Genomic DNA, 14,137 nt, shown 5'->3' with positions numbered 1-14,137 from the left:
GCTGTGGTGGCAACCCAGCACAACCCGGACATAAGAGCCCAATACACGCGACTGCTAAAGCAGGGAAAAACCAAAATGTCTGCTTTGTGTGCCGCCATGCGTAAGCTCGTTCAGATTTGCTTTCGTGTTTTAAAACACCAAGCTAACTATCAACCGCAAACCCTCTAGCGGGGGCTTGTGATTGAGTGAGGAAGATGGTGTCTACAAAAAACTATCTCGTTTACCCAGCCCTTTCGATGGTGGTTCAACAGTGGGGTATGGGTGTTTCCCAAAAGCGGACGTCAGCAGCACGACTCCAGGGACGTATTCACGGCGTTCCGCGGTTGGGGAATACCCATGCCCCAGTTCTACTCGCCTCACCCGCAAGTACAACGAAACACCGTTGTCTTTTGGAGTTGCTGTGTAGTGAGTAAGATGGTATCTACAAACTACGGGTGATGACCTAACGAAGTGCGGAGTTGGTTTTAATCGAGCAGCATGCGGCCTTTAATGCAGAGGTGGCGGTCGCTGCAGGTTTGGACTTGCAGGTGTTGCAGTTGAGCAATTTCCAGTTGTTGTTGTACTTCTTCTACGGTGTAGGCTGCCAGCAGGGAATGGTAGAAGTCGTGCTGCAGTATTTGCGGTTCATCTGCCGCATAGGTTTGCACCAGGGTTTTGGCTTGGGCTTCGTCGTCGGGGCGGGTTAAGTCCATGATAAAAATGGGCGCACCGGGCGCTGTTCTTTGTTGTATGGTGAGCCACAAATCCTGCGGGTCCAGCAGATGATGCAGCAGGCTGTTGCTGATCACGGCGTCATAACGGGGTTGGGGATACTGGATTTCGGTAAGCCGTCCGTAGAGCCACAACAGGCGCTGACCACAACCCGCCGTTTCGCTTAGTTTTTCGGCCCATTGCAGCATAGCGGCAGAGCCGTCTACGCCATGCATATAAGCTCTGGGGAGTTGCGCCAACATCCGTCGACAAATATCGCCGGAACCACAGCCCAGATCCAACAGCGTACCCTTGTATTGTTCCGGGTTGGTAAATTCATCGAAATTTTGCAGTACCGCGTGTACAAACAGATTGTGAGGTTCACTGAAATCCGCCTGGGCATAAGCCTTGACTTGTTCGGCTTGCTGCATCAATTCAGGTTCTGCGACACGCTCCATTTGAGCTCCTTTTGCGTTCCCCGTTATTGGGTTTGGAAGAGCTTAGGGCAGTAAATGTTCGCCCCGTAGTAGATCATCCAGGTTTTCCCGTTCGCGTATAATGTGCGTACTGGCTCCGTCCACCATAACTTCTGCAGCCCGAGGCCGGGTATTGTAGTTGGAGCTCATGGTAAAGCCATAAGCCCCGGCGGATCGAACCGCCAGCAAATCCCCGGCTTGCAAATTGAGTTGACGGTTTTTACCGAGAAAATCACCGGTTTCACAAATCGGCCCCACCACATCATACTCGCTGCCCTCGCCTTTTCGTGGATTGACCGGCACGATGTCCTGCCAGGCGCCGTAAAGAGACGGACGCAACAAATCATTCATGGCCGCGTCGACAATGGCGAAATTCTTGTGCTTTCCCATTTTCAAATAGTGGGTTTGAGTCAACAAAACACCGGCATTTCCCACAATGGCCCGACCCGGTTCCAAGACGATGTTTAGGCCGCGCCCTTGCAACTCACCGCGAATGGCTTGAGCATATTCGGCAGGTTGTGGCGGAATTTCGTCCTTATAAGTAATTCCCAGACCGCCACCCACGTCCACATGTTGCAGCTGGATACCGGCTTGATTGAGTTCATCAATTAAAGCCAACAAGCGTTTCAGGGCGTCCACAAAGGGGGCGATGGCACTCAGTTGTGAACCAATGTGGCAGTCCACACCCACAACATTCACATGCGGCATTTTGGCTGCCTGGGCATAAGCGTTCATGGCTTCACCAAATTCAATGCCGAATTTATTCTCCTTCAGGCCGGTGGAAATGTATGGATGGGTTTTGGCATCCACATCCGGATTGATACGCAAAGAGACAGGCGCTTTTTTACTCATGCCTCCTGCCACTTGATTAAGCAACTCCAGTTCAGGAATGGACTCTACGTTAAAGCAGTGAATACCCGCTTCCAAGGCCTGACGCATTTCATCGGCAGATTTACCTACTCCGGAGAAAACCACTTTACTCGGATCCCCCCCGGCCTTAACAACCCGATGCAGCTCACCACCGGAGACAATATCAAAACCGGATCCTTTACGCGCAAACAGGTTCAACAAGGCCAGAGTGGAATTGGCTTTTACGGCATAGCAAAGCAAATGGTCTACGCCCTTAAACACGTCATCAAAGGCATGCCAATGCCGTTCCAGCGTGGCGCGGGAGTATACATAACACGGAGTACCCACTTGCCGGGCTATCTCATTTAAGTCCACATCTTCGGCGTGCAATACGCCGTTCTTATACTGAAAATGATCCATCTTTACTTTGCCAATAAATTAACGTGACTGCTTACAAAAAACTATTGGACCTTACGGTGCGGAGGGGTTGTGCATATGCCCCGGAGTCGGCAGCGAAGGAACTTGTGGTTTAACTAACTTTCCCTTGCGTCCACATGCAGACACCGAGAGCAGGACGGTGACAGCTAAAATCACCAGCACGAGCATTTTAACGGACTGCATCACAAACACCTCCATGATTGATTTGAAGCCGCGAGTATACCTAAATCCGCTGTTTAACCCTATCTTTTTGCAACTTTTCTATTAGATGGTAAGGGAATTTTTCAGCCCGGCCTGCTAGAATGCCAGTGAATCTGAAGCACACGACAAGGGAACAAAAATGTTGGAAACCATTGAAATCCAATCCGGTAATGAGGCCGATGCCGCCGTGATCTGGTTACACGGCCTGGGCGCCGACGGTAATGATTTTGCCCCGATTGTGTCACAGCTGGGTCTTAAGGACTTAAACCGGATTCGATTTGTATTTCCCCACGCCCCTAAGCAGCCGGTAACCCTAAACAATGGATTTGTCATGCGAGCCTGGTATGACATAAAGACCCCTATGCTATTGGAGCAACAGGACGAATCCGGTATTCAACAATCCCAGGCAGCGGTGTTACAGCTGATTGAAAAAGAAAAGGCTTCCGGCATAGATAGCACCCGCATTATCCTGGCGGGATTTTCCCAGGGGGGCGCTATTGCCCTGCACACCGGCATACGCTTTTCCGAACCCTTGGGAGGCATCATGGTATTGTCCAGCTACTTACCCCTGGCTGATACGGCAGCAACACAAGCCCATGAAGCCAACCACCAAACGTCCATCTTTATGGCTCACGGCAGTTATGACCCGGTGGTACCGATCCAAGCCGGGGATATGTCACAGCAACAATTGCAGTCCATGGGTTACCCGGTACAATGGCACACCTATCCAATGGAACACAGTGTTTGCCTGGAAGAAATTGAGGAAATTGGCCTTTGGATTAATGCGTGTTTAGGCTAGTCTACAACTCTGCAAGCGCCTGATTTAACTTGTTTTCAATCCGTTCTTTGTATCTTAAATACTCGATTAGCTGAACTCCGCCGGAGTTTTCGCCCTCCAACAATTCCGGCGATAAATCCAGATCGGTGATATAAATGGGATATTTCTCTCCGCTTTGTCGCAACAAATACACCGTCAGCGCAACTTTCTCGAACAACTGCATCCCGTGATCCCAAGAGCTAAACTCTTTATTGTTACAATAGATTGTGAAGTTGGTTTTTTGCTCCACAACTTCACCTATAACCTGCACATGAAAATAGCTGCGTTTGGTATTGTCCGGTCGCACCAGCTTGCGTTCGAATTGGGCTTTATAACCCTTTCCATAGTCGGGCACCAGATCCACGCGACAAAATTCCGGTTCCTGCAAAGCAACACCCAGGCCATCGTTAGCACCGCCATGACAGCGCTTAGCCAAGGACTCAAAAAACAAAGTAAACTGGTTGAGTAGTGCAAAATCATCGTGGTACGGCATGACCTGATAAAATACAGAACCGTGATGGTCCAGCACGTAGACATTCACCGAATCCTGCGCCGGCTCATAAAACAACTGCACTCGGTTTTTCTTGTTCTTTTTCAACAATGCCGGAAAAGCCGTATCTGATAATGTGCTGGAGTCCAGCACTATGGGTACATATTCAAGCTGCGGTTTAGACAGAAGCTCATACATTTCCGCCGGTGTTACCGCTTTCTCATAAGTGTAACCATCACCGTCCATACGTAAAAGATAGAACGCTTTTTCCACCTCCAATACATAACGAACTTTTTGCGGCCGTCCGCCGTGGTAAAAAGCCAGCACCACGTCGGCAAACAGTTTTTCCAGTCGATTGGCTATGGCAAAGCTGTGCGCCGAGCTAAAGCTGAACACCGACAACTTAAAGGCAACCGGGTCCGGCGAATACCGATGTAAGCGCAAATACTCACATAAACAATTCATCAAACTGTTGTCCCCGGTGTAACGGTAGGTCAACACTTCCTGCCAACTGTTAATAAACAGCAAGTCAAAAGACAGGGCCAGGTTAAAGGAAAAACCGGAATAGTTAAGCACATCTGACTTATCGGAAATAATATCGGCCCCCAGCTTTGAGTGAGCCGCCAGCGGATCTTGCCCTACGTTGACGAACAAACCGCCGGTTTTGATTGCGGGCGGTTTACCGTAATCTTCCATTGCGACTTTTGGCACCCAACCCCCCGGCACCATTTGCCCCAGGGACTCCAGGATAGCCTTCACTTCCCGAATATCCAAAACGCCTTGCGGAGCATCCAGTATAATCATAGTGGCATGATCAATAAGACGGTTAAAGTGACACCAAGCCAGCAACTCCAGTGCGCTGTGGCCACGTTTTAAGGTCGCCACCATAGTATCCTGCGCCAAACTGGTGGATTCATTGATCAAAGCCCAGCTTTGAGAACCATCCTTGCCCACCACTTGTCGCAAGGTGAGTTTGCGCTCAAACACATTGGCGGACACGCCACGGTTCACCAGTTCGATCTTTCCGGCCTTACGCTCAAAGGCCGCGTATAACTTGCGGCCCAAGATATTCAAGTCTTTCTGGGAGATACTGCTCAGGTTAATTTTTTCCCGAACAAATTTCGATAGCGCCAAGTAGCTCTGGGTGAGTTCGTCCACCAAAACCCGTCGCTCACCCAAAACCTGGTGAATTTTCCAATTGGAACGCTGATCCAATAAACTGATTTGAGCTTGAGACCAGCGCCACTCTTTTACCAGTTGCGCTAAACGTGAACGGCGCCAATCGTCGCCAGGCTTACTCAGAGGAATCTTTACTTTAAAGTAGAAACAACGTCGCACCAGTTCCAAACGAGCATATTCCTGGCGTTGGACCAGGTAGGTTTCGAGTTTTTTCAGCAAAATGCTGTAAGGGTCCAATATATCCACATCGGTCTCACCGTTGTAAATCATTTGCTTGTAGTCCCAACTCAATAGCTGAGAATCGGGAAAATTCTCGGCATAGGCCTCCATGAGCATTATTTTTAATACCGATTTGTAAGGTGAATCAATGCCTTTATAAAGCTGCCATAGGGCCGCCCCAAAAAACTCTTCGGCTGGCAGGTGGGACAAGCCCCCCAAAATAACCACATCGTTTTCCGGTACAAATTTGTTGGTGATTAGGGTTTCAACGCACTGGTCATAGTTACTTTCTTCACTGGGCGGCACTAACCACCATATGGGATAGCGCCCTGCCAGCAACATACTGGTACGATAAAACTCTTCTAACAATAGGTGATATTGTGCCGAACCACTGCTTTCCGAACTAAGTTCCGTGACCTCGCCGTTGCGAAATTCGGCGGGATTTATGAGGAAAATATGTACTTCCAGACTCAGAGAGGAAGCCCATACTTCAATGGCGCTGCACTTTTCGCGCAGTTCGCGCTTTTCCTCTACGCTAATGTCAGACCGATGGCAAAGCCAGATATCAAAGTCACTGTTTTTCGAATACGCAATGGTACCGGCGCTGCCCATCAGAAATATGGACAAAATGTCATAAACCGCCTGAGCCCGCTTTTGATATTTGAAACTTTTAGAAATCGATTTTAGAGCGCGCAAACCCTGAGCACTGGGGCTGTACTGAGGAATACCCGAGGGTGTGTTGCGAGAAACAAAACCCGGTAACGTGGGATGATTCAAATGAAAAAATATGGGTAATAAGTCCAAAAAGTCCCGCTGACGCCAGCTCAAAGTCTCACGAGCGCGATTGAGACGTTCCCGATTTATGGCCATAAATCGAGACTTAATTTCCTTGACGTTAATATCCATAGGTTGGAGAGGCTCCTGGCCCGTACACTCCGTATACAAAAAGTCTGTCTTTTCAAAATCTCTGTTTATTCATCGACTAATGTAGGGATATATTTAAAACGTTTTACAGTCGTTTTAAGTCATTTGCCTGTTTACTGGGAGGAAAAATGTTTATAGTATTAAAAATGATAAAAAACAGAATCTTAATATCAGGAGATGGGGCCAACCCTCGGACTAACCTGGAGCAAGCAACACTGTAACAACGCCAGTTACAGTAAGGGTAGGCAAAAAAGGTAATAGCCGGTTTATGGCTATAATTTGTGTGTAGCTAAGGTGGTTTACGCGGAGGCAATAAACATGACAACAGTAGATCTTTCCCTGCCGGCTGAAATCGTTCAAGAAATGCTCAACGATATGCCCATCGGAATTTTGATCTCCGATATTGACGACAATATTCAATGGGGAAACAAAGCCTTCCAGGATTTTACCGGCTCTAACATCGATTTGCTCAAGGGTAAAAACAAACCGAAATTTGAACAATCCCATTTCCACTCATTGGATGATCAGGAAAACGTATTTCACGTGGACAAAGAAAAACCGGCACGCTGGCTCAAACGCCATGAGATTAATGTTCCCGGCCCCAATAAAACCGTTTTTAAAATCAGCACCTACACGGATATCACGGAACAAAAAGATTGTTGCGACCAATTACAAAACCAGTTGGATGAGCTTTCCACGATTGACCATGTCAGTGGCCTCCTGAACCAACGCGCCATGTTACAAAATCTTGAACCCCTGGTCTCACGCAGCCGCCGTTATCAGAATCCCCTGTCTGTCATCGCAATGGATGTCATGAACCTGGATGTGGTGAAAGACCAGTACGGCCAGGACGCGGTGGATTACTGCGTCAAGGAATTGAGCTTCTTACTCAAAGACCAATTACGTTGGGCAGATTTGGTGTGCCGCAGTGGAGAGAATCAATTCATTTTTATCTTGCCGGAAACGGACAAACCTTCTTCGGTCCATCTGGCGAAAAAACTCAATGACCGTATTCAAGAGCTCACCATTCACTACAAGGGCCATGAGCCATTCAGTCTGGACGTTAGTCTGGGAGTAGCCGCCTGGGAGAAAGGTAATGACTCCATATTGTTGTTACGCAATGCCAAACAAAGCCTGGAAGTGGCAAAAAGTCGGGGAGCGGGCAGCGTTCAGGACTGCTGAAGCGAGCGTCGGCCGTTTATGAGCCGCTTGCGAGTCTCGGCGCTGCCGCTCTGCCTGCTGTTGAGCTTGACAGCCGCTGTCGCCAACCCGGTTACCAACTCTCAAGCCGGCACCAACAACCTCAGCCGGGGAGCTTTTCTGGTCTCCACCAAAAAGCTGGATAATTCCAGCTTCCAGAAAACTGTTATTCTTGTCACCCATTATAGCCGTCGCGGCGCCACCGGTATCGCTGTAAATCGTGAATCGGAATGGCGTATCAAAGATGTGTTCCCTCATACAAAAACCATGCAGCACATTGAAGATAAGCTGTTTTTAGGCGGCCCGGTGCAACCGGAATCTATTTTTGTATTGGTGTCCAGTAAAGCAGGCATGGATACCATGCAAAAAATCTTACCCGATCTGTACTTTTCCGCAGGTAGCCGGGCGGTAGCTCATGGCTTCGCCAACCAAAATGCAGACCGCATCCGTGCCTTTGCGGGTTATTCGGGCTGGGCTCCCGGGCAACTGGAAAACGAGATTTCTCGGGGCGATTGGCTGGTTATCCAGGCGGACCACCAAGTTATTTTTCAAAACCACAAAGATTTGTGGAAAAAATTGTTTACGTCCTGGTCCGGGCGTTGGATCTAGAGAGAAGCAACTGAAAGTGCAATACTTGTGTTATGTGGACGGTTGGCAACACAACGATTGCCGCGAATTTACCCTGACCGTGAACGGTGACGAAACCGCCTTGTTTATCATCAAGCGAGCACAACGTTTTTTTGCATACCTTAACCGCTGCCCCCACACCGGCGTGAGTCTCAACTGGCAACCTGATCAATTTCTGGACTATGAAAATGAATTCATTCAGTGCGCCATGCACGGTGCCTTGTTTCAAGTGGAAGATGGATTGTGTATCCGCGGCCCCTGCGTGGGAAGAAGCCTCACACCCGTCACCCTAACGGAAAAGGACAATGCTCTCTATGTGGACCCCGCTGCCCTGGCGTCAACTTTGTAACAGCAAGACATTGTTGCTGCCGTACTTACTGCTTGCAGCCCACATAGTCGCAGCGAAGCCTTTAGCTGATGAAAAGCCTTTAGCTGATGAAGAGCCTTTAGCTGATGAAAAGCCTTTAGCTAATGAGCAGCCCTCAGCGAGCAAAGAACCCGCACCCCGTGCAAAACCGATGCGACGGTTACACATACTGAATCCGACTGACCTGAGCCAATGGCAGGAAAAAAGTTTTTCCGGTCACAGCGTTTACAATATCGATCTATCTCATGACCCTGTCGCCGTTAAGGCTCACAGCAAAGCCAGCGCCTCCGGCTTATTCCGCGAAATTCGTGTAGATCTGACTCAAACTCCTTACATTAATTGGAGCTGGAAAATCGATAACACGCTGGAGAACCTGAATGAGACAAGCAAAGCCGGTGATGATTATGTCGCCCGCATTTATGTCGTGGTTTCCGGCGGTTTTTGGTTTTGGAAAACCCGAGCATTGAACTACGTCTGGTCCAGCCATCAAGCCAACGGCAGCCACTGGCCCAACGCGTTCACGGCCAATGCGCATATGCTTGCAGTGGATAGCGGCAACCAACAAGCCAAGCGCTGGGTCCACCATAAACGCAATGTGCTGCAAGACCTGGCCCGGTATCTTCAACTGGACGCACAAGAACTGGATGCAGTGGCCATTATGACTGACACAGACAATTCAGGACAAAGCGCAACTGCGTACTACGGCCCCATCTATTTCAGCAGCGAATAGCCCTTAGGACAATGTTTGCGCAGATAGATCTTTTGATTTTCGATCCAGCTGTATCAGCCTTTCTGTAATGGCTTGTATTTCTCCTCGCTCCAATAATGGTCCGCATTTCTCCGAATCACCATCGCCCACAAAGCAGTGTTCATTAATATCAGTACACAATTCCACCACGCCATTCAACGTCTTGCGAAACTGCTCCATTTGTTTTGTATCCGCAGCATTCAAGGAGGCCAATTGTTGTTCCAACAACTGAGCTTGCACGTTTAAATACAATTGGTGCGGAACATCATAGTAACGGTAAATACGCAAACATTGCGTCAATTTAACAACCGCTGTTTCCAGATCACCTCTTTCGGCATAAAGCTGACCGGCGCGATAATAACTGTAGCTATCTTCCCCGGCCCGATTGAACTGCTGTATCGCTTTGGCAAAAAAAGAATCTGCCGAGTTGCTTTGGCCCGGTAATAGCCGATCTTCAAACACCCGACTTTGGTACAAACGGCCCAGCAGATAGTAGGCTTTAGAATTGTTCGGACTTAAACGAATCGCCTGTTGCAAATACGCTTCGGTTCGGGTTTTCCATTCCGGTGGTAAGTACACCAACACCGAATTGTAATCCAGGGCCTTGATATAGAGCGCTGCCAGATTTATGTAAGGGTCTGCAAACCCGGCCGGCAAATGATAGCCAATAGCCCAGCGCAGAAAACTCTCGGCTGTTTCAAAACTGCGTTTGAAGTCCTTGTGTTCATGGGCCGTGGTCACCGCGTCTTGTTCCAATAAATACCTGACTTTCAGATAGTTCAATCTCCCCACTGCGTTGTGCGCAATAGCATGGGAATAAGCGTAGGCATTGCGATTTTCATCATCCAGCTCTAAACGCAAGTCGTAAAACCACTGTTCCAAACGCACAATGGCGTCAAACAAAGCTTGCTGCTGCTCAGCGCCATGAGCATGAGCTGGATACTCGTAAAACCAGGCTAATGAGGAAATCAAGCCTGAATAGATTTGGTAAATTAGATCCTTGACGGCTTTTTTCTCTTGGTACAAATTCACCTTTTTCGCTTCGCCCCGAGCTTTCCTGGACAAACCCAGGTGTTCATACAGATTTTGTTTTAGCGCATCCATTTGCTGTACGGATTTATCAATGGGACTGATGGAATCCCAATGCAGCGTCAATACGGATTTGACGGCGTCAATCTCAGCAACAGCATTATCCAGCGGTTGCTTTATCGCATCATCGGGGCAAAAGCGGGCGATATTAAACGCCAGCAAACGTAAATCATCGATACTCATGGCCACATAGGTAAATCCTTTTTGACGTTGTTCCGGGTCAGGAGAACGCATACAGTCAGCCCCCATGCGTGCCATACAAGTGGTCTTATTGTATAAGATCTGCAAAGGAAACAAGGGCTGGCTACGCACATAAGCAAACAGGTTTTTGTTTTGGCTGTGATCCTGATTACAAAGCAGGTCCAGCACATAACTGTATTGCCATAGAGCCGTACGATTATCGCCGATTTTGCGTAACACATTGGCCAGACGGAACCGGGCGACCCAATTGGAAGGGTCTATCGCCAGTGATTTTTGTAACAAACGTCGCGCACCTTGCAACTTATCCAGGATGCTGTTAAATGGGGCGGACTCGGTACCTGGATCATTTCTTTGTGCTAACGAGTATTCAATTTGGTCGCGCAATATGTTTTTTGCATTAACCAAAGCTTCCAAGCTGCGCCAGTCTCGAGTGACCGTTGAGCTAGACTCGTGCACCACCAACTGCATTGCAGCCTGACGAATGGCCTGGCCCCGGTTCTGTGCTCGCCCATCAATGACTAATTGCGCCCCCTTCTTATTCAACGGTTTTTTCTCCAGGCGCAGGACATAGTCGCCGTTTTGCTCCTGGCGCAGCGCACCGGTCACTACCGATTGACCTCGGGTTCGAAATGCGTAACTCAACAGTTCAACAATACTTTTGGGGGTTAGCTTGATGACTCCAATTTGAATGGGAGTGGAATCCAAGTATTGGGTAATCCCCATGGTACGCCTACCCGCGGTCATGCTGACCAAGCCGCTACCATCCACATTGACCAGACCATCCAACTCAGCATCATCGTTAATCTCGCTGACCACTCGCTTTAAGTATTGATCGAACTCCTGAGATAATATGTTGTTAGCCTGATTCGGATCGCTGTCGCTAAGGTGATCCTCCAGCGCTATCTCCAAAAACGGCGCACGGTAAGGGTGAAATAGTGCGCGATAGGCGACATAAACGCCATAGAGCAAAAACAGAGACAACAAAGGTAACAAATAGAGTTGCAGGGTTTTATCCAAGTCCTGACGCAACTGCCACCAAAGACCGGAGGGTTGCGACGGATGCGCCGCGCGATCGTAGTAGACTTGACGAGATAATAAATACTGAACCAAGCCTCTATCCATGGGCTGGTAATTCTCTTGCACGGTTAGCAGCGCTTTGTTAACCACTTCCAAGGCCAGATTGGCTTTGCCTTGATCAAACAAAATCTCCGCCAGATCTGACTGGCTTCGCGTCAGATCCATTTTTACTTCATGTGCTTGCAGATCTTTTTTGCGGATATCGGATTTGCCTAGTTGCTGAATAATGTTACCGGCGCTGAGCCATTGAGCATTATTCTCTGCGGCAAACAAAGAGCTCTGTAGTACCTGCATGGATTTTTCTTGAGCCGGTAGTGGTGGGCTAAATAATAGAAGCGGAAATACTAAGAATAAACCGCGAAATAACAAATGCTTGAAGATCCGTGCCATCCTTTATCCTCTGTTTCCGTCAGGGTTTTTATGTTATTTCAGTATTGTGTAAGTCTCAGATTTAAAAAGCAAGTTTTCGCCTGTACCGGAACAAAAGAAAAAACTCATTTCCTGTTGCCACCAAATGGACGGACATCGCTGGAGCTGACGTTAATTGTTAAAGAAGTTTAACGATTTGTCCGTTGTTAATATGGGGAGTTTTCCCATTCCATGACCTAGCAAATAAAGGGGTTTCCATGAATTTATTAAAATTAATTTTTGTCGGTCTATTTGCCATCACTCTCAGCGCCTGCGGTGGTGGCGGCAGTGGTGAACCCACCGGCCTGCAATACACGGGAGTGACCACTGGAGCCGGCATTGATGAGAACAATGCCCAAGCCTTGGCCATCAGCGCCCAGGAAGGTGTGGATGCCCAAGTTTCCGCAGAAAACGTGCCTTTGGGCGCTGTATCCGCAGACAACGGCCTCATGCAAGCCATGATGAACCAAGTCAACTCCATCATATCCAATCAACAAACCAGCGGTACAGAACTTCCCGCCGGCATCACTCAACGGACCAATGGTGACTGCCCCAGTAACCCCGGCTATATGGAACTACGAGGCACACAAACGTCCGGAACTATAAATTTTTACAACTATTGCGTTGTCAACACACTGGGCAACATGGTGTTTAACGGTTACATCAGTTACATGGTTAATGAACCGATTGTAACCGTAGAAATGGTCAATCTGAGCGTGAGCTATGCCGGCTACTACATGGCGCTTAACGCCACCATGACCATTAACAACACAACAGGTGACGTCAGCATGACCGTTCGCTGGGTAGGCGTTGATGGAAAAGTTCACCAAATCGTCGGCTTTAGTATTCTGGGTAGCGGCACCGATCTCAGCCCATTCTCCGTCAGCGGACGTGTCTATCATGCGGATCATGGTTATGTGGACATTGCGACACCTCAAGGATTGGTTTACGACACCACTTGCGCCGGCCCCTTGAGTGGCATTATGACCATCACGGGTGGAGACGGCAGCATGGCCACGATCACATATGATTGCAATAGCTACACGGTTGAAGTTAGCGGTGGCACAGGCGCTGTCATCCACAACTGGTAAAACAGCAACAATGCCGGGCGCAACTGCGCCCGGTATTTCTTTCCCCTCTTGTCACTTAGTACTTTCTTACTAACCCTGATTTCTACTTCGCACCTTAAGCCTTGCCTCTGCTTTGACAAACTATATAATCGTTAACCACACGTTGTTCATTACGAACATATCTCTTCTCTCTAACTCACATGGAGATGGTTATGATTATCATCAAAAAGCTGGATCAGACTCATTCGATCAAGAGCGCCTATTGGCTTGCGCTATCAGTCTTTTTCTCTCTCTTACTTAGTGCCTGCGGCGGTTCTGACGGTTTAGGCGTTTCTAAACAACCGCCAAAGCCAAAGCCGGAAGCAATGACTCAAACAGTATTGCAAAGCGTAGATGCCTTTGTAAAAGTGGAAACATTAACCAACTCACTACCTTTGAACAACCTGGGCGCATTCTCTCCTCTTCAAACCGACTCCAGCTTCAGCCCGGCAGCGATTTTTACAGGACCTTGCGGCGGATCTGTGGATATACAAACCAGTCGACTAGTCTTCAGCCAGTACTGCGTCCAAGCAGGAGGCGAAACCATTACTGTTGACGGCTTGATTAGTTTCACGTTAAGCCTTACCAACTTGTCGTTGGGATTGGAAGACCTCAGCGTCACTCGTACCAGCACAGACACGACGGGAAACGAAGTCAGCGAAACCATCACATACACCGGCAGCTTTGAGATATCGAACAATTCCTTGGTCGTCTCCATGCCATTTACCGGTAGTGATGGCGTTGACTATGAAATGCTGGATTTCAGCCTAACAGGCAGCGGTACCACTGCAGACCCCTTTGTTATCAACGGTACTGTATCTCACCCGCTATATGGCTCGGCATCCGTAAGCACCATTCAAGGACTGGTGTACAACTGTAGTAATCTCGCCCCCTCTACCGGAGCCATCTCCATTGTAGACAATAACAATACTGCAATTGATGTGGAATTCACCAGTTGCTCGGGCTACACTGTGACGGTGGATGGCGTCAGCACCAGTTACACATGGTAGGCATGCGAACCGCTTTTT

At 48.6% G+C, this 14,137-nt stretch carries 12 protein-coding genes; 8 read left to right on the top strand and 4 right to left on the bottom strand.

Annotated features, from left to right (window positions below; translation table 11 throughout):
* Positions 1-168: IS110 family transposase (locus OEY58_12175; GenBank protein ID MDH5326209.1), on the top strand; the 168-nt coding region annotated here is incomplete at its 5' end.
* Positions 169-464: 296 nt separating this feature from the next.
* Here the strand turns inward: OEY58_12175 and OEY58_12170 are convergent.
* Together OEY58_12170 and lysA are read right to left on the bottom strand one after the other, a co-directional pair.
* The gene (locus tag OEY58_12170; GenBank protein ID MDH5326208.1) at positions 465-1,148 is read right to left on the bottom strand and encodes a class I SAM-dependent methyltransferase; all 684 of its coding nucleotides are present in this window, start codon (positions 1,146-1,148) and stop codon (positions 465-467) included.
* 42 nt (positions 1,149-1,190) lie between these two features.
* Positions 1,191-2,435 (bottom strand): diaminopimelate decarboxylase, encoded by a 1,245-nt coding sequence (lysA, locus tag OEY58_12165; protein MDH5326207.1) that lies wholly within the window; start codon positions 2,433-2,435, stop codon positions 1,191-1,193.
* A gap of 358 nt (positions 2,436-2,793) precedes the next feature.
* On the opposite strand from lysA, the gene OEY58_12160 reads away from it, so the two are divergent.
* On the top strand, positions 2,794-3,453 hold the full coding sequence (locus OEY58_12160) for an alpha/beta hydrolase (protein ID MDH5326206.1): 660 nt from the start codon (positions 2,794-2,796) through the stop codon (positions 3,451-3,453).
* 1 nt (position 3,454) lies between these two features.
* On the opposite strand, the gene OEY58_12155 is transcribed toward OEY58_12160, so the two are convergent.
* Complete coding sequence (locus tag OEY58_12155) at positions 3,455-6,265, bottom strand: class I adenylate cyclase (protein MDH5326205.1); 2,811 nt, start codon at positions 6,263-6,265, stop codon at positions 3,455-3,457.
* Between the two features lie 336 nt (positions 6,266-6,601).
* Between OEY58_12155 and OEY58_12150 the strand changes: the two genes are divergently transcribed.
* The 4 genes from OEY58_12150 to OEY58_12135 all read left to right on the top strand — a co-directional run bounded on the left by OEY58_12150 (position 6,602) and on the right by OEY58_12135 (position 9,207).
* A complete protein-coding gene (locus OEY58_12150) occupies positions 6,602-7,465 on the top strand; it encodes a diguanylate cyclase (GenBank protein ID MDH5326204.1) in 864 nt (287 codons plus the stop codon).
* Between the two features lie 18 nt (positions 7,466-7,483).
* Entirely contained in the window at positions 7,484-8,092 is a 609-nt protein-coding gene (locus OEY58_12145; GenBank protein ID MDH5326203.1) for a YqgE/AlgH family protein, read from the top strand.
* A gap of 73 nt (positions 8,093-8,165) precedes the next feature.
* On the top strand, positions 8,166-8,459 hold the full coding sequence (locus OEY58_12140) for a Rieske 2Fe-2S domain-containing protein (protein MDH5326202.1): 294 nt from the start codon (positions 8,166-8,168) through the stop codon (positions 8,457-8,459).
* Entirely contained in the window at positions 8,416-9,207 is a 792-nt protein-coding gene (locus OEY58_12135) for a DUF3047 domain-containing protein (GenBank protein ID MDH5326201.1), read from the top strand. The genes OEY58_12140 and OEY58_12135 overlap by 44 nt, the downstream gene beginning before the upstream one ends.
* 3 nt (positions 9,208-9,210) lie before the next feature.
* Here the strand turns inward: OEY58_12135 and OEY58_12130 are convergent, their stop codons facing one another.
* A complete protein-coding gene (locus tag OEY58_12130; GenBank protein ID MDH5326200.1) occupies positions 9,211-11,982 on the bottom strand; it encodes a tetratricopeptide repeat protein in 2,772 nt (923 codons plus the stop codon).
* A gap of 236 nt (positions 11,983-12,218) precedes the next feature.
* Between OEY58_12130 and OEY58_12125 the strand changes: the two genes are divergently transcribed.
* A complete protein-coding gene (locus OEY58_12125) occupies positions 12,219-13,091 on the top strand; it encodes a hypothetical protein (GenBank protein MDH5326199.1) in 873 nt (290 codons plus the stop codon).
* Positions 13,092-13,282: 191 nt separating this feature from the next.
* Positions 13,283-14,119 (top strand): hypothetical protein, encoded by an 837-nt coding sequence (locus OEY58_12120; GenBank protein ID MDH5326198.1) that lies wholly within the window; start codon positions 13,283-13,285, stop codon positions 14,117-14,119.
* Positions 14,120-14,137: the final 18 nt, after the last annotated feature.

The organism is Gammaproteobacteria bacterium, assembly GCA_029882975.1.
In the GTDB taxonomy this organism is placed as follows: domain Bacteria; phylum Pseudomonadota; class Gammaproteobacteria; order SZUA-152; family SZUA-152; genus JAJDNG01.
This window is presented reverse-complemented; position numbering and strand designations above follow the sequence as displayed.

Excerpts from the sequence above, each read along its gene's own strand:
- OEY58_12145 (MDH5326203.1), top strand. The coding sequence starts at position 7,484 with ATGAGCCGCTTGCGAGTCTCGGCGCTGCCGCTCTGCCTGCTGTTGAGC.
- OEY58_12120 (MDH5326198.1), top strand. The coding sequence starts at position 13,283 with ATGATTATCATCAAAAAGCTGGATCAGACTCATTCGATCAAGAGCGCC.
- OEY58_12160 (MDH5326206.1), top strand. The coding sequence starts at position 2,794 with ATGTTGGAAACCATTGAAATCCAATCCGGTAATGAGGCCGATGCCGCC.
- OEY58_12135 (MDH5326201.1), top strand. The coding sequence starts at position 8,416 with ATGCTCTCTATGTGGACCCCGCTGCCCTGGCGTCAACTTTGTAACAGC.
- OEY58_12130 (MDH5326200.1), bottom strand. The coding sequence starts at position 11,982 with ATGGCACGGATCTTCAAGCATTTGTTATTTCGCGGTTTATTCTTAGTA.
- OEY58_12155 (MDH5326205.1), bottom strand. The coding sequence starts at position 6,265 with ATGGATATTAACGTCAAGGAAATTAAGTCTCGATTTATGGCCATAAAT.
- lysA (MDH5326207.1), bottom strand. The coding sequence starts at position 2,435 with ATGGATCATTTTCAGTATAAGAACGGCGTATTGCACGCCGAAGATGTG.
- OEY58_12150 (MDH5326204.1), top strand. The coding sequence starts at position 6,602 with ATGACAACAGTAGATCTTTCCCTGCCGGCTGAAATCGTTCAAGAAATG.
- OEY58_12170 (MDH5326208.1), bottom strand. The coding sequence starts at position 1,148 with ATGGAGCGTGTCGCAGAACCTGAATTGATGCAGCAAGCCGAACAAGTC.
- OEY58_12125 (MDH5326199.1), top strand. The coding sequence starts at position 12,219 with ATGAATTTATTAAAATTAATTTTTGTCGGTCTATTTGCCATCACTCTC.